Genomic DNA, 15,829 nt, shown 5'->3' on the forward strand with positions numbered 1-15,829 from the left:
GAAGATAACCCGAATACTAAGGGGAAATATGGCATCAAGCAAGTTAGACCGGGGCGTTGGTCTGTACTTCCTATTAGTTGGCGGGGGGTGACAAATCCATTTGGGTCATAGAAAAGTGAGCCATGAAACCTGGTTGGGGAGCCACTGTCACCTTAGTCTCGGTCGATGTCGGTTCTTTAAGAACTTGCTGGATGTAATCGATTCGGGAGGTAAGGAAATCCAATTGTTCCCTGCGCTGCAATGCTTTCGCTGCTTCTTTGAATTCTGGAGACTCAACCGTTCCCAGATGCACTACAAAGCTCTTGCCCTTTTTACCCGGCAAATCTCGATTGGGAGAGCGCAACCGGTAATAAGTTTGATTGCTGTTGCTGGGTGAATAATCTTCAATGTAAGCACCTTGGGGCAAGAGAGTTTGACACCCCAAGCGATAGCGCTGTTTCTTATAATTGGCAAGCAAGCGCTGAAGTTCGGAAGGGGGAGTATTGTAAGCTGTGAGGACTTTCGAGGAAACCTTGGGGATAGCCCAAATGCAGTTTTCTAGACGCACTAAATCGCATCCCAATATTGCTTGCAGGTAAGCTTTTCCCGATGTGGCGGAGTAGTGCTTTTCAAAGGTACTCCACTTGGTAATGATGCCGTCATTGAAGCGGTATGCCGACTCTTTAGCTTTACCCGATAACAATCCCACAATGAGATATTTCTGAGCTAAGTTCCACGCTCTAACCAACACTTGTTCGCGTTCTGCTGGGTCTTCGATTACCGACAATACGAAGTTGAGCATTACTACATCAGCGGGCAATGGGGTTGAATTGGGGAAATAGTACGGGTCGTAACGGCTGATGACGGGATACCCCATTGCACTCAACCGTTCTGCATCTTGCCCATAACCGCAACCGTAATCGGTGATGGTAGTTTCTGGGGTGATGAATCCCCACTCTATTGCTCTTTGGCAAGGTCGCGATAGTTTGTGGCGGTTGATAGCTGCTTTGTGGCGGTGTAGCATTGTGTTTGGCGTTGGGTGCGCTAATTCATTAACTAATAAGATTGTACCTCCCAGGACTAGCCTGGGAGTGCGATTCAATTAGTAGGGAATATCATGTTGCCCAAGTATCTGTTACCCGATTGCTAACATCCCAAGAGCTAACATTTTTGAGGTTTTTCGGAGTTGTCACAACTGCAGGAATTACCGATACCTTGACTTCAACATTGCGTCTTTCCCAAGAACGGCGGTTGTATGCTTTGAGTTGTTCCAAGTCCATACCCCACTTTTTGGTAGCATAACTCACCAATTGTTCCAGAGTAAAGCGCTTGTCCTGGGGAGTCCCAAATACCTCTGAAAACTTGGCTTTGTAAGCATCCCAGGAAAACACATCACCCTGAGCTAATTTAGATTTCCTGAGCGCTCGCCCTTGCAGTTCTCGGATGGCATAGTAAACGCTTTCCCACTCTTTCTCGGAGTAATCTTTGACGGTAAAATCATCACCAAAGGCAGCATCAAAGTTAGGGGGTTGGGGTTGTTTCACAGTTGTGCGAGCCATAGTGTACCTCGTTATCGTTGTTTTCACCATTGCGGTAGCCGTTTTGTTGCTGTTTTATGTGCTTTTTCAAGTGTTTGAGTTATGGGGAATTGCAGTTACATCAAAGTTACTAGAAGTTACTCAATTCCCCAAAAGTAAGGATTAGCTTTCAGATAAAGCTAAGGGTGGAGATGATGAAAATTGGAGTGCGGGGATGGTCAAAGGGCGTTCGGGTTCTAGGGCTTCCCAAGTCCATTTTTTGGTTTGTTGGTCGTAACCCAAAAAGTGCTGTTTCCAAGTTTCTAGGGTGGGTTTTGTGTGCGAGGTAACGTAACAGCAAGGCGATTTCTTCTTCTCTCCTACGATTTGGCGTTCTACCTCAAACTCAAACACGCACAAGCTCTTGAAAGCTGCATTCTTGGGTTTGGCAGCAATGCCGTTTTCGAGGGCGTGACAGGCTGTAATCTCGGTGCAGAACTGCTGCCAGTGCTTGCTAAAACTAGCTTGATTCGCACCCTTGGCTTTGTAGCTTAAAGGAATTGAATGCAGGGGTTGATTCTGAGCATTGACTAGAAATACCTGAAACAATTGGATGTTGCTAATGCGTTCGTTTTCCTTTGCCGCGCGATCGTACAAGCCCAAGATGACGGTCTGTTGGCATTTTTCGCTTTCATCCCGGTCAAAGGCAAGCACCGGTGTTTTTGGACAAACAATCATCCTGGGTTTGCGGATAAGGATTCCTTGCTCGGTTTCTCCTGAATTGAAGGTGTACTCGATTAGTTGGGATTCATCAAACTCCTGCCACCCTGCTTGTGCCATTTGATCGGCAGTTATGAAGTAGCCGCAGTGTTCTAAGTTCGATTCTCCCCGCACTGCTTGAATGCGTGGTAGACGAGCTTCGGGGTCTACGAATTCAGGACTGGCAAACTCATCGCGCTCGATGGTCGGTTCTACCATTTCGGGAATTGGCATTGCATCAGATTGGATAGTAGATTCGGATTGGATATTAGACTCTGATTTCTTAGCCATGTGATAAAGCCTCCTATTTTTCACCCTAGCGAAAGCCATTCTTTTTCACTTTTATCGATCGTTACTTATTGATAGTTGATGTTGAGAACCCCCAAATAGACTTGATTACTTGGGGCTATTCTCTCCATCAATCTCTGCGCTATTGGAGATGTGCTGACTTCACCGCAATCGCGCTATATTCTTCACCTTCTGGGGTAAAGTCTTCAACAAAAGCACCGTTTACTTTAACTGTGGGTACGGGGCCTTGATTGCTTTTCACTTTGTGATACTCACAGCGCACGGCTTCTCTTGCTTTATCTTGCAATATGGCAATGCAGGCATCTTCATCTTCTTCGGGGTCTATTTGTGCCCACAACGAGCAGGATAAGTCAACTGAATTGAAGTTAAGCAAGTTGAATTTGCGGGTATACACCACGGCTATTGTTCTGATGTTCATGGGTTTACTCTATTTGGTAATGTTGCACCCCCAAGCGATAGCAATTACTTGGGAGTTTTGTTGGTTATTGATGCTGTTAGAAATGGTTTGATTCCAAATCATAAGCTTGAGGATTCGGGGTAATTCTCTCCTCGGTTAGCCACTTGGTTTCTCCTTGTCCCATCAAAGCTTTGACTCCGTAGTACCAAACGGGTTGGGCCATCAAAGAGCCATGCTGCCACCTAGGGGCGTAGAGTTCGATGCCAAAGATGCGCTTTTCTTCCCAATCATCAATGGGTAAATCTGGGATAATTAACCACACTTTTTGACCGATAAAGTATGCTGGTGTAGGAGTTATCCACTCATCGGAGTCGGCTGCAACTTCGAGACAACACCGCAACTCGATGGTTTGAGTAGTTAATGCAATGCGGTAAGGCTTGGGTAATTGAATGGGTTTATTGGGTTGAATTAACATGGCAATTATTGGCTATTTTCACCCAAGCGATAGCCATTAATTTGAGATTTTATAGTTCATTTAAATTAGGATTTATCGATAACTTACTTCACTTCAATAAAATGGCTAACGCTTTGGTTGCAAACAAGATTAATCAAAGCCATGAACCCGAATCAACCCGGCTGCTACTTAATCCACTGGCAACCGGCCATCGGTAATCTAACTAATTCCAGAGGCACGGCATCACATTATTTGGGCAGCACTAAGAAACCCGTGGGCGATCCTCTTCGAGGGCTTCGCTAACGCTTCAACGAACACCAAACCAAAGTGGGAGCGCGCATCACCAAAGCTGCGGTAGAACAGGGGCGGGAGTTGGTGTTGGTGAGGACTTGGCGCGGGGGGTGGCATCGGGAACGGGAACTCAAGAAGCTCCACAACAATCGATTGCTCTGCCCTATCTGCAATCCCCGGTGCGATCGCAAACACCGTAAATCGAGGAAACACCAGAGTTGTGGAGTAGCAGGGAAAGATTAGCGATCGCGCAAGCGTGTATTAGATGAAGCAACTACGCTGTGTTTCTGACTCTAATGCTCCTTACTTTTTAAAATAAACTAAGTTGACCCTCGCTTACACGGCATTTACGAGGGCGCCTTGGGAGTCCGCTACGCCACCCCGGATAGGTTTCTGCTGGCCACCCCGTACTGATAAAGTGGGGAATCTTAGCAACTTCTTGGAGCCATGTTTTGTAGGGAGTGTATTTTCTAAAACCAAAGGGAAAGCGCTCCCTGGATATCCACTTTTTTGCTGCTTTGCCTTCTATGGTTTTTCCCATTAACAAGCATTGAGCTTCGTACTCTAACAGAGCATCGGCAATGCTATAAATTGCTTTATCCCTCCAAGTCACTCGCTTCATGGGCTAACTCCAATTGGACTACACTATCCGTGTTTTGTACCCATGCCGAGGCTGTAATATTGATACTTTCTCGGCATAGGTTATTTAGTTGTTCTCTAATTACTGCTGTTGCTTCTTAGCTTCTGAGATTCTACGCTTCAGGGTGTCTAATGCCATTATTGCTGTCCAATTACCCCGATTAGCCCATTGAATATATTGCTGTATCAATTCTTCGGTGATATGTTGGTCTAGCCACTTCACTAACTCTGCGGTTTGTTGCCTTGCTTGGGGATTAGTATTGCCGAACATCTCGAACATTCCCAACTTCTGCATCTGCTCTAAGCTCATATCTTCCAACGCTTTTACGGCTTCTTTAAACTCTTGCTCTGATAAGGTGAGTGACTCCTGGGGATGCTGCTGTAACAGAAAGTAATCGATTTCTTTGTACGCACCGACATACATTTTATGGCTCACTGTGTCACATAAAATAGCGTGTTCTGGCATTTCATCATCAGAGCCTAAGTTATAAGACTCTAAGTGAATTGCTAAGGCTATGTGTTCGACCAAGGGTGCATACACGGCGTAGTAACTAAACGTAGCCATCCCCCTGCCGTTGCTCCATGTAGCTTTGCTTCCTTGGTAGTAAAGAGCAAAGTATTGAGTGTTGCTGACTCCCACCATTTCAGGTAACATGGGTGGCATGGGTACGGGTAATTCGATAAAGTGCGTTCCTATCATTGTTGTGACTCCTGATTTAGTTCAATAGAGAGAAAACAACCTTCAGCTTTATGGGGTAAGGCTTTAATCCCATTCATGCCTTGGGTTCTTAAAACTTGGTCTGCTTCATCTAACAACGCAAACGAGTTGAAGAAAATTACGATTCTGGCTTCGTTTTTATGATGCTTTAAAGCGTATCCCCGTTCGTGATGGCAAGGGTTACGGCATTTCACGAAACAAGCTTTTCTGAGTAAATTGTGAATTTTTTTGGTCATTTTAGAGTGCCCTACTCAAATAAAAATGGCGCTTTATCATCATCTTGATGATTCTTGGCATATTCGATGTCTACCTGCTTTCTGAGTAGGTCAAACTCATTAAATAAGTCAGTGCGGACGTACTTAGTATTCTTGACACTAGAAAGCTTGTAATAGGCGCGCTGCCAATGGTCAAAAGAGTTTAATGATGCGCTGTAGTGCAGTAACCAATCGCAGTTGTTTAGGTGCTTAAATCCCCATTGCTCATTTGTCCATTCGGTATTCGCATCTCTGCTATGCCAACAAAGATACACCGCGCCTGGGAATCCTTTGAGTAACACTATTTCGTACAAATTCCAGGCTTGGGTGTATTCATGGCACAGTTCTTCGTTGATGCACTCTCCGCATTCATCTAAGCCCATCTGAGTGCAATCTAATCCTAAGTTGCAGTGCATTGTGTCACCTCTAACTTACTATGGTTTTTACACTAGCGAGAGCCATTTTATTCAAATTATTTGATGTTTTTATTTTAACATTAAGCCTGAAAAAATCACTTTAGGCTTATGATTATTTCAGGCTTAATGGCAATCTATCGAACTCTCAAATGAGTTTCCCTTTCACCGAATTGTGCAACTCGTTGAGCTTCGATATCTCCTGCTTCTAAGGCTTGTCGGATAGCCCCATTATCGGGTGATACTTCAATGCGTTGAAACTGGGGAGGAAGTTCCTCTACTTCACAAATTAGTTTGAGAGGTAAGACTCCGCCATTGTTGCTGATAGTTAAACTAAAGCGGTGCAGGCTGAGTTTCTTGACACCCTGAGATTCGAGGCAAATCTTGAGTTGCTGCTTCATCCACTCCACTCGTTTGCTATCGCTAGCTGCGAGTTTACTCAGGCGTTCTGCTTCAGCCTTACGTTGTTTACTTAGGGCATGGCGGTTGGTAATGGCAGCGCAATAGTTATCAATTTTGATGAGCCATTGCTCGTAGGTGCTATCCCGTTGTTCGAGGAGTTGTTGCACCGCTACTTCTAATTCGGGTGTGATTTCTTCACCTTCGATGCTGTCGATTAGTTCATCCAAGTCTTCTAATTGTGCTGTTAGTTGGTGCAATGATTTACCGCGTACTCGTTCTTTCTCTCGGTGCGCTTCACAACGACTAGAGATTAGAGCGCGTTGGTCTGGATTCATGTGCTGCCACGCTCGCTGCACAATGGAGTCGGCTTCAGGAGTATCGGGAGTGTCGTGCTGTGCCACTAATTGAGCTTTGAGGGTGCTTAGTGCTTCTATTCCCTGCTCTGATGCTGCTAGTAATTGAACGCAAATGGCATTCAATAAGGAAGTGTCGGGCGTAGATTCAATCAATGCAGTGGAGGTAGGAGATTCTAGGGATACGGGGGATTGTGTCTTCTTTCTGGGCATGATGTGTTTCCTATGGTTCTAATTGTTTTCACAAGAAAGCGATAGCCATTTTGTTGGAGTTTTGTTACCTATTTTTTATTGGTTTTTAGGTAACTTTTCCAAGAGTGGAGTTGCCCCAAGCGAGAACTTGAGGCAGCCTTGGTTAGACAAAAACCACTACAGTCAGATTAGCGGCGACTAATTGAAACTGAGCTTCGGTCAACCCTATGGTTTCACCATCTTGCGTAGATGCAGCAGCAATTACTTGACCGCAGAGTGCAATACTTCGACGGGTGATGCAGGTTAAGGGTAATTCCTTGAATGAGAATTCCTCATCGCAGATTAAGTCGATGTTGGGGTCGCTGAATTGATGGCGCACGTATTCTATGTACGCATCCTCACCTTCAATGCCCACTCGGTTTTGCAGGTCGGCAAGTTCCCAATTCTCTGCTACTTCTAATCTGTGGATTCCGGTGTTGTTAATCAAAGCGTAGAGCATAGGTAATTCCCCATTATTTACACCCCAGCGCTAGCCATTTTATTGAAATTATTTGTATATTTAGATTATTATTAATTGGATGCTGCGATGACACTAACTAACTTGGAAAATGTCATAATACCGAGACACAAAGCTGCTCTCAAACGCCAGGAACTGAGCTTACCGATGGCTGCTGCTGTTGATGGGGGAATTCTGTTACCTCATCACACGCACTTGGATTATGGATGCGGTCGCGGCGATGATGTTCGCTTCCTTCAAGCAATGGGTTTTCGCTCCCGTGGTTACGACCCTTACTACTTTCCCCGTACTCTCAAAAGAGCGGTTGATGTTGTCACCCTGCTTTATGTTCTGAGTACGATTGAAGTTCCCATGCTTCGGTGTGAAGAGCTCTATCACGCTTACCAACTCGCTCGGCAAACTCTGGTAGTTAGTGCTATCACCGGGCGATCGACAAACCACGTGGGAACCCCTTACAACGATGGCGTGATTACGCGGTGGGGTACGTTCGAGAAGTGCTATTCACATACCGAACTCAAACACTTGATTGAAGATACTTTGGGTGTACCTGCACGATATCTCACTCACAATACCTACATTGTTTCCCATAACTCCAAAGCTCTGCCTTTGATAATCCATAGCAGCGATCGCTCTTACTTAGCACAATGCCGCTCCCTACTTCATTCCCAGCAGCAGGAATTGAAGAGTGCTTGGATACCCCCCGCTGATGCCATCATTGAAAAGCATTCGTCTATTCAGAAGGGCAAGCGCTATTCCTATTTTAGGTTGAAGTCCCGTTCTCGCTCTCTTCCCAACGGCAAGCTAACCATGCACCTGGGTAACGCTGCAAATGAATGCTACTTGAATGCTGTGGAGGCGATGGAACGCAGGGATTTGCTCCGCATCAACGAACGCAGGTTGCTGCGGATAGAAGCTATACTTGATGGAATGAGTTGAGGATGCAGCGATGACTGATAATATTATCGTGTTGAAAGATTGGGTTCCCGGTTGGGTCAGGGATTCTTACCTCACTGAAGATGAAATCGATGCCTTTGAGGAAGAATTCCGCCAATCTCAATTAAAACAAGAGAATATCGAAAGTGTTTCGGACAATCTAACCGCGTTAGTTAGGGAAGCTGTAACCAAGTTGGAATCTCTAGACCGAAACTGTTTAGAGAAATGGCTGCACCGCATTCCCGCTGAATTGTTAGTTGAATTAATAGATAAACCCAACTGCTAAAAGATTTCAACAAAATGGCTGACGCATTCTTTGCAAACAAATAGAAATTAAAATATTGCGGACGATACAGCGCGTTGGAGATGAACGGCAAAAGCCAAGGCTATCGAACAGTTCGTGCAGGTTGCTTTCACTTGGATTGCCATCGCTGCAATAGTATACACCAAGATTATTCCTTAAGGTTTGGTTTATATTCGCGTGTTGATAAGAATCAACCATCACTGTTAGTTTGATTGGGAAAACGAGAGTATACACCAAACCCTGATAATGGAGCTTGGTGTATACTCTCGCTTGGCAAAGTAATGAGAGAGTTGCTATCAGTTTTAAGGGCAACAGCCAAGTATACACCAAGGAATCTGATGGCGTTTGGCGTACACTCGTCTGTTGCTAAGTAACGGCAGAGTTACTATCAGTTTTGTTGGTCGAATCGAAGTATACACCAAGAGTCCCTGCTGTCACCAATTCAAAGCAAGCCCGCACGCTTCGAGACTGGCATTGCTTTTAAAGTAGCGATTGTTGAATCCCGATCGGGCATCCCACGTCCTTCCCCTCGCTGTGCATCAACCCTTGCCTCCTCCCTTGCCTCCTCCCTTGCATCCTTAAAGCTGCGTACCCATTCAAGCATCCTTTACCAGCGATCGGCGTAGAACGAAAGGTAATCAGACCGCTTCTATGCCCCGATCGCTCTCCTATTTCCTTGATGGCTATGGGTTTGAGCAAAAGCGATCGGGGCGATCGGGGCGATCGTCAACACAACTCCTTTTTTATTAAGGGGTGTGCCTTGTTGCGATGAACTACCCACCCCTTCATTTTTTGGGTGACAGTATCCCGATCGCCCTGATCGCCCCGATCGCTACCTTCAAACCATTGATTTATCGTAATATTTTTAGCGATCGGGATATGATAAGGGGTAAGACCCTACATTCTGCCTTGATTGCCTTTCTATTTCTAAAAGCCTTAATTTAGCGTGGTTTATTGCAGAGTGGGGTGTATTGAGGGATTAGATCCTTTACCGAACCTCGATCGCTCAGCCAGTAAAAATAAGGGGTAAGACCCCATAAAGAGTGAGCGATATCGAACGCAGGAATCTGTTCCGCATCGCTTTTTGTTCGCGGATGCGGGTTGATGTGAACGAGTGATGGGGAAATCAAAAAACTAAGAGACGGCAAAGAAAGAGCTACCGCATGGTTTGAAAAAGGCGGGGCTATCAATCAAAGTTGCCGGCCCAGTACCTCAGTAACTATGGCAGCTACTCCTAAGTTATTGGCTATGGCTTTCCTAACTTTGGGTAGTTTCCCCACAGGAATGTAGATGCTTCTCACCTTCCACTTGCCATTTACTTTTACTTTATAGCGGTAGTGGTTAACCATGCTTTCTCCCTTCCAAAAGCTATACACCAAGCCACTACCACCCTGAACTACAGGTGTTTGGTGTATACTCTCGGCTAGTGAATCGTTGGTTGTATTACTATCACTTTGATGGCCATCGATGGCGTATACACCAAGACTAGATATTGAGCTTTGGTGTATACTCTTATCTGGCAAAGAGATTGGAGTGTTAGTATTAGCTTGATTGTCGTTATTTTGGGATAAACCAGGAAATGTTTGATGGTTGAGTAAGGCTTGGTGTATACTCTGCTTTGATAGAGTAATGCCAAAGTTGCTGTTAGTTTTGTGTTCAAGTATTGAGTATACACCAAGGGAAGATAATGAGGCTTGGTGTATACTATACTTTCGTGGACTGAGGGGTACGTTGCTATTAGTAGTGCTGTCAGAGTCTAAAAATGTAATCCCAGGAGTTAATTGAGCTTGGTGTATACTCTCGGCTAGCGAAGTGAGGTCAGAATTGCTATCCGCTTTAGTCTCAGAGTCGGAGTATACACCAAGCTTTTCAGGAGTATGTGTTGAGGCTAGTATATCCATTGCCACAAAATCAAAGCGTACTACCCACACTTCCTGGCTGCTGTTGCCTTTAAAGTAGCGTTGGATAAACTCTGGGACTGATGCACACATTCCCCCTTCAGCCTGCAAATCTTCATAAGGCATGGCTGCAAGCTGTTCTTTGTAGGGAGCGCAAAGTAACCGACACCAACCAATTTGTTGGCCTCCATAGCGGATATCTTTATCCCAGGCTTTGACTAATTTGTGTTGATGGAAAGCGTTGATAAATTTCTCAGCGTGTTTATCTTTCCAAGCGCGACGTGTCACCGTTTTATGGGTTAGATATTGCAGCGTTTTCCAAAAGCTAATACCCAACCCCGATAATGCAAACTCGGTGGTGTTTTCAATCAATGATGCCGAAGGCTTTGGCAAGATGCTGCACCCGTTTGAGGGCAATGTAAGCTTGTCCAGGCATGATTGTCTTGGCAAAAAGGTATCTGGCTCTGATTCTACCTTTAGTTTTGCTCTTGACTCCAAAGTGGGAGAGAGTGATGCTTTGGTAGCAAGGCAATCCGTCCAGCCCAGGGGGAATCCGAATATCAACTCCATTCCCATTGCGGATAAATAATGGGAGGGGGAAATGATGCCCAGCTTCCTGAGCGATTGTTCGCACTTCGTCAGCCCCGCCGGTCTGGAATTGGTGCTCGTATTGCTGCTGTGCAAAGTCCTGAAGGTAAGCGACGATAAAGACTCGGTTTCTCTGGTGTCCCGCTCCCACTTCCTTTGCCGATAGGAGGAGCGGGTCTGTGACACAATATCCTGCCATTCGGAGAGAGGCAACGACTTCTCTACCTCCTCGGACGAGCAAGCCTTCTGGATTTTCAACAACCACAAAGCTGGGTCGAGCTTCAAGGATAATTCTGAGCATTTGCCACCACAAACTTGATTCTGGATGAGCCAATCCTCCTCGCTTTCCGGCATTACTCGTCCCGGTGCAAGGGAATCCTCCCCAGATGCAATCGTATTGTCCTGGGGTTGCGCTAAAAGTTCGGATGTCGCTGTGAATCGGGATGTGGGGATAGTGCTGTCGGAGTACATATTGAGCATCCTCATCGATTTCTACTAACTGTTGAACGGTGAAACAATTTAGGGCGGTGGCTGCTAACTCAAAACCACCTATGCCGCTGAAAAGTGAAAGCGTTTGCATCATCTTCGCTTCTCCTTTTTCGGAGTCACAATAGGGCTGATTAAATTGGTGAGTTAGCGGGTGCTAATAATCCCTTAGCATCCTGGGTTCCCCCTTCTAAGGCTAAGTCTGGTGTATCAAATTCACCCTTTAACTCACCAAAAAGGGAAGCGCTATAAGCCAACCGATAAGCGAACTTTTGGGAATTGCTTGATGAGCGCCACACTTCGACATAGTGCCAGCCTTTCAAAGGTGTGCTGAGCCAGAACTTATTCCGAAGGATTGGAGCTAAAACTTGCTTGGCTTGCCATCGATGGTTGCAGTTGTCGCAACATATCTCTAAACTTTGGGGATGATGGCGATAAATATCAAGAGAAGCGCAATTTGGGCAGTGTTTATTCATGATTAAAACCAATCCTCCGATTCTGGTGCAAATCTGTTTTGATGCTCTGAAGGCGGTTGAGCATCTGGTAACAAAGTGAGCTGTTTTGGTTCAGGAGTGGTAAGTTCCGCCTCGGTGTTTGTTACTTCTAAATCCACCCCAACCTCCGATTTCTCACTAGCTAATTCAAGTGCTTGGGCGTACACCGATGCTCCTAAGTCAAACAATCCCGCTTCATTAATTCTTTCCACCCAGTTACCGATACCTAACAAACACTGGCTCCATAAATCAAATTGCTGCCATTGATGGTTCAGGGCATCTACATCTAAAGCCAACCAAGTTTTTATGGCATTCCTCCACTTCTCAATATCTTGAGGAATCCGCCTCTCGAACTCTTCCCTCAATCCTTTGAGTCGGTCTTTCACTCCCGGTGTCAGTGCAGCAAAGATTTCAGGGCGCTGGTGATTCGGTACACCCAATCCCTTCACCGCTTCATAGGTGGTGCCATCTCGGTTGGCGAGTTCTGAAAGCTTGGATACCCATTCATCAATGCTGAGCAAGCGATCGGGGTAGTCGGTGGCAATCGGGATACTTCGATCTACCCCGATTACCCCTTGCTTTCCTTGTGGTGTCTGGGTTTGAGTAGAATCGATCGGGGTGAACGGGGTAGACGACAACTCCTCACCTCTTTTTTTAAGGGGGGTGTCTTGTTGTGTTTGAACATCCCCTACCCCTTCATTTTTTAAGGGAGCAGTACCCCGTTCGCCCCGTTCGCCCCGTTCGCTACCCTCAAACCATTGATTTTGCGTAGTGTTTTGCCGTTCTGGGCAGATCGATTCACCCCGATCGTTAGGGGGATGTAAGGCGATCGCCCTCATCGAGCTTCGATCGCTCCATTCTTCAAAAGCTAACAAGCCACCTTCAGAGCAGAGGAATTTGGCACATCGCCACTCTGGTTCGGAGTGTTGTGGGTTTGGTGTACCTTGGTAGCCGTTAGAAACATCGTCAGATGCGGAAACATCGACCATGACACCCGGTAACAGAGTCATTTGAGTCCAGTGAGCCGGCTTCATAGAACCATCTTTGCGCCCTCTTGGTACGTGGTGTTGGGGTAGCACTGTTTTGAGGTGAGCTATGAACTTGCTCATGCCCCGGTTGTCCGAGTAGCCATGTGCTTTGCAGTAAGCGATAAACCAACTGTGGAGTTCGTGGTTCTGGATGACTGAAGCACTTTCGGTTGGTCGCAAGCACAAATCAATGAAGCTGCGTATCGGGTCGCCGTAGGTAGCGGCATCGATTTTGGCAAGGCGGATGCGGTTGTTGGTGGAAGGTTTGATTAGCAAGGCATCGCGTTCAACTCTGGGCATTGCCAACGCCCAAGATACGATATCCGCCTTCACCGCCGAAAGTTTATGGCGCAGGTAAGGGTCTTCTAATCCTTCTCGCTCTTTGGATAAGAGTGGCAAACACCGCCTATCCCACCCATCACCCGCATTCTCGATTTGGAGGTGGTTAACGGAAGCGACCACAAATCGGCAGTTCCATTCTTTTGGGTAGCCGCAGGATGAATAGAGGCTGCGACCCGAAAGTTTGCCATTATCTACCAATTCATAAAAAGGCCGAATCCCGGTGATGTAACCCCCGGTGTCGGGGATGGTGTACAAAGATTTACCCGTTAGGTGTTGGTGCCGCGATTCGGGATTGGCCAGTTCCGTGAAGTCGCCGGAGTGGGAATCCTCCAACCCAAAGATTTCACCCCAGAGTCTGAGCAATGTTCCCTTGCCCGAACCCGAAGGCCCGATGATGTGCACGAACTTGCCATAGGGTGCAGTAGGGTCGATGAGCATTGAAGTGTAAGCTCTCACCGCATCCAGTTGGTCTTCCCCAAAAGCGGAGGTGATGAAGTTCAGGAAAACATCGGGGCAAGGGCGATCGCGCACGTAATCCGATTCAATGGCCGAAGTGAGGTAGTGAGCGGGGTCGTGGGGCAGGAGTTCTCCCGTTCTCATATCCACAGTGCCATTCTTGAATGCTCTAAAATGCCGATTGGGGGGAGGTTCTAGGTAAAGGCGCTTCAGAGCATATTTGAATGCCGAGTTGGTGCAGCCTTCGCTAGAAAATGGGAACGTTTCTTCCCATTCCCACTTACTCACTTGATGGAGTTTGAACACCTTTTCGCTGCACGTTGCAATCATGTGTTCGCATCGCTTCTCGTCCTGGCGTTGCCACCAACCCGCCCCGGTGTATTGATACATGGCGCTGTTGATGGCTTTGTAATGCGTTCCGAATACCTTCCTCACCGCAAAGTCGTCGAAAGTGCGCCCCCTGGTGTAGTAATTGAAATCCAGACCCAACTTTTCACACAGACTGCGGTAAAACCCATCTCGCTTGCGGTCGGGACACTTGGTAACTTGCTCTGAATAATCTTGATTGCCCACACGCAATTCTTTACCAAACTCCAACAACCAGGAGGGTGGGGAATTTCCCAGAGTTTCACCAATGGTTGGCCAATAGAATATGTTGAGCGCTACTGCATCCTTAATATTGGTTGCCCACTTAGTCGCTTCTAGGAGCACTGCTTGCTTATCTGCATCGGTGTTGCCCTGAGACTTAGCTATTTGTTGTGCTTTCCACCTCAAACCGTGCTGAGCTTTTTCCAAGTGGGTATGTTGCAACCAAGCATCGATGCCGTTGCGGGTAATGAATTTATCCGGGTCGCCGTCGCCATCTTCACCCACCGGCAATCGGGGAGCTACATAGGGTGTAATCCCTGCCAACAGCAAAGATTTGATGCAGCTTTCAATCCCCTTATCCCCCGCGCTATCGGGGTCAAGGCAAATAATTGCTCTCTCGATACCCGAACGCCGTAGTGATTGCACTTGTTCTCCAGATAAACTAGCAGCTACACAAGCTACAACTCGGCTATCTCCCAATGCTTGAGCTACCGCTGCATCCGTGACTCCTTCGACCACCACCACTTCTTTGTGACCCGCCCCCAAAGCTCTATCGAAGTAAAGCGGTGATTCCTTCGTTGCCAGCCACGCCCCCTCCTCATCCTTGGGATTCCAGCAAGCATATTTCTTAGGCATGGTTGGTTCGATCCAAGGTTGCTCTATCTTCTTCGCTTCGGAAAGTTTTCCCCAAGCTCGATAGGCCGCATCCCTCTCGCCCTTCCACCCCCGGTGATGCTTTTTGAGGGGTAACGGTTTTGTGGGACAGTGACCGTACACAGTAAGCGGTTGACCCAATGCCGTATGCCAAGGAAAAGTGACATATCCTTCCCATTTGCGGGTCAACACGCCCACTTCTTCCGCAATCTCTAAGTTGTGGTTCTGCTCTTTGAGCCTTGCTGCAACTTCATCCTTGCTCAGGTAGTAGCCCAATCCCAACTGAGCGATCGCTTCTCGACTCATGCCCCTCTCTGCAATCAAGTGGTTTAGAGCAATTGTCCCCGCTTCGCTCCACAGCCAATCCCGACATTGAGCGTACACCGCCGCCAATATTCCCCGGCGCGCTTCCCACTTTGCTGCTACTTCGATTTCCCTGGGAGTGTGTTCGCGTTCGGGTAGCGTGACTCCCACCCTCGAAGCTGCTTCCCGCAAGGCTTCTACCCAATCAATGCCCTTGGGATGCTCCCATCGATTCACCTTAATGCTGTGGATGTAGGCAAGGGGGTCGCCTGCAAACTCACATCCCGCATCGTAGAAGCGGAGAGTATCAGGCCACACCGCAAATGAAGTTCCCGACTTGCTTTTACGAAACGGACTACCTCCCCGCCACTTCTGGGCGCTGCGTTGAAAAGCGTGCGATGGATGGTCGTATACCAAGTCGGCAGTGAGCCTGGGTAAAACCTCCTGCTCCCAAAATTTCAACAAGCTGCCATCTTTAGCGGGGGTGTTGCTGTTTTCAGAAGAATCTGTCATGATGGAATTCCTTATTAATAATTTTTGAGCCCTCTTCTTTTCAACGAG

The 15,829-nt window shown here is 47.0% G+C and carries 18 protein-coding genes; 2 read left to right on the plus strand and 16 right to left on the minus strand.

Annotated features, from left to right (window positions below; genetic code table 11):
* Positions 1 to 73: 73 nt before the first annotated feature.
* The 11 genes from QUB12_RS03930 to QUB12_RS03980 all read right to left on the minus strand — a co-directional run bounded on the left by QUB12_RS03930 (position 74) and on the right by QUB12_RS03980 (position 7,176).
* On the minus strand, positions 74 to 1,081 hold the full coding sequence (locus QUB12_RS03930; protein WP_333305566.1) for a DNA phosphorothioation-associated putative methyltransferase: 1,008 nt from the start codon (positions 1,079 to 1,081) through the stop codon (positions 74 to 76).
* Positions 1,082 to 1,094: 13 nt separating this feature from the next.
* Complete coding sequence (locus tag QUB12_RS03935) at positions 1,095 to 1,538, minus strand: hypothetical protein (RefSeq protein WP_333305568.1); 444 nt, start codon at positions 1,536 to 1,538, stop codon at positions 1,095 to 1,097.
* Between the two features lie 141 nt (positions 1,539 to 1,679).
* Positions 1,680 to 2,546 carry a DUF5895 domain-containing protein gene (locus tag QUB12_RS03940; RefSeq protein ID WP_333305570.1) on the minus strand — a complete coding sequence of 289 codons (867 nt, stop codon included), beginning with the start codon at positions 2,544 to 2,546 and terminating at the stop codon, positions 1,680 to 1,682.
* Between the two features lie 139 nt (positions 2,547 to 2,685).
* Positions 2,686 to 2,982 carry a hypothetical protein gene (locus QUB12_RS03945; protein ID WP_333305572.1) on the minus strand — a complete coding sequence of 99 codons (297 nt, stop codon included), beginning with the start codon at positions 2,980 to 2,982 and terminating at the stop codon, positions 2,686 to 2,688.
* A gap of 76 nt (positions 2,983 to 3,058) precedes the next feature.
* A complete protein-coding gene (locus QUB12_RS03950; protein ID WP_333305574.1) occupies positions 3,059 to 3,436 on the minus strand; it encodes a hypothetical protein in 378 nt (125 codons plus the stop codon).
* A 580-nt stretch (positions 3,437 to 4,016) separates the two neighbouring features.
* Positions 4,017 to 4,328 (minus strand): hypothetical protein, encoded by a 312-nt coding sequence (locus QUB12_RS03955; RefSeq protein WP_333305575.1) that lies wholly within the window; start codon positions 4,326 to 4,328, stop codon positions 4,017 to 4,019.
* A 99-nt stretch (positions 4,329 to 4,427) separates the two neighbouring features.
* A complete protein-coding gene (locus QUB12_RS03960; protein WP_333305577.1) occupies positions 4,428 to 5,045 on the minus strand; it encodes a hypothetical protein in 618 nt (205 codons plus the stop codon).
* On the minus strand, positions 5,042 to 5,299 hold the full coding sequence (locus QUB12_RS03965; protein WP_333305579.1) for a hypothetical protein: 258 nt from the start codon (positions 5,297 to 5,299) through the stop codon (positions 5,042 to 5,044). Before QUB12_RS03965 ends, QUB12_RS03960 begins: the two co-directional genes overlap by 4 nt.
* Before the next feature lie 11 nt (positions 5,300 to 5,310).
* Positions 5,311 to 5,733, minus strand: coding sequence for a hypothetical protein (locus tag QUB12_RS03970; RefSeq protein WP_333305581.1), 423 nt, complete (start codon positions 5,731 to 5,733; stop codon positions 5,311 to 5,313).
* Between the two features lie 134 nt (positions 5,734 to 5,867).
* Positions 5,868 to 6,698: a siphovirus Gp157 family protein gene (locus tag QUB12_RS03975; protein ID WP_333305583.1), complete on the minus strand. Its 831-nt coding sequence runs from the start codon at positions 6,696 to 6,698 to the stop codon at positions 5,868 to 5,870.
* Between the two features lie 142 nt (positions 6,699 to 6,840).
* Positions 6,841 to 7,176, minus strand: coding sequence for a DUF3846 domain-containing protein (locus QUB12_RS03980; RefSeq protein WP_333305585.1), 336 nt, complete (start codon positions 7,174 to 7,176; stop codon positions 6,841 to 6,843).
* An 87-nt stretch (positions 7,177 to 7,263) separates the two neighbouring features.
* Here QUB12_RS03980 and QUB12_RS03985 point away from each other — a divergent pair, with 87 nt between their 5' ends.
* Positions 7,264 to 8,130: a DNA phosphorothioation-associated putative methyltransferase gene (locus QUB12_RS03985; RefSeq protein WP_333305587.1), complete on the plus strand. Its 867-nt coding sequence runs from the start codon at positions 7,264 to 7,266 to the stop codon at positions 8,128 to 8,130.
* 10 nt (positions 8,131 to 8,140) lie between these two features.
* The gene (locus tag QUB12_RS03990; protein WP_333305589.1) at positions 8,141 to 8,413 is read left to right on the plus strand and encodes a hypothetical protein; all 273 of its coding nucleotides are present in this window, start codon (positions 8,141 to 8,143) and stop codon (positions 8,411 to 8,413) included.
* 667 nt (positions 8,414 to 9,080) lie between these two features.
* On the opposite strand, the gene QUB12_RS03995 is transcribed toward QUB12_RS03990, so the two are convergent.
* The 5 genes from QUB12_RS03995 to QUB12_RS04015 form a co-directional block, all read right to left on the minus strand.
* On the minus strand, positions 9,081 to 9,212 hold the full coding sequence (locus tag QUB12_RS03995) for a hypothetical protein (protein WP_333305591.1): 132 nt from the start codon (positions 9,210 to 9,212) through the stop codon (positions 9,081 to 9,083).
* A gap of 409 nt (positions 9,213 to 9,621) precedes the next feature.
* The gene (locus QUB12_RS04000) at positions 9,622 to 10,722 is read right to left on the minus strand and encodes a hypothetical protein (protein WP_333305593.1); all 1,101 of its coding nucleotides are present in this window, start codon (positions 10,720 to 10,722) and stop codon (positions 9,622 to 9,624) included.
* On the minus strand, positions 10,694 to 11,500 hold the full coding sequence (locus tag QUB12_RS04005) for a DNA cytosine methyltransferase (RefSeq protein WP_333305594.1): 807 nt from the start codon (positions 11,498 to 11,500) through the stop codon (positions 10,694 to 10,696). Before QUB12_RS04005 ends, QUB12_RS04000 begins: the two co-directional genes overlap by 29 nt.
* Before the next feature lie 37 nt (positions 11,501 to 11,537).
* Positions 11,538 to 11,879, minus strand: a complete 342-nt coding sequence (locus QUB12_RS04010; RefSeq protein ID WP_333305597.1) for a hypothetical protein — start codon at positions 11,877 to 11,879, stop codon at positions 11,538 to 11,540.
* A 2-nt stretch (positions 11,880 to 11,881) separates the two neighbouring features.
* Positions 11,882 to 15,781, minus strand: a complete 3,900-nt coding sequence (locus QUB12_RS04015) for a toprim domain-containing protein (protein ID WP_333305600.1) — start codon at positions 15,779 to 15,781, stop codon at positions 11,882 to 11,884.
* Positions 15,782 to 15,829: the final 48 nt, after the last annotated feature.

The organism is Microcoleus sp. B7-D4 (genome assembly GCF_036705125.1).
Classification (GTDB): Bacteria; Cyanobacteriota; Cyanobacteriia; order Cyanobacteriales; family Microcoleaceae; genus Microcoleus.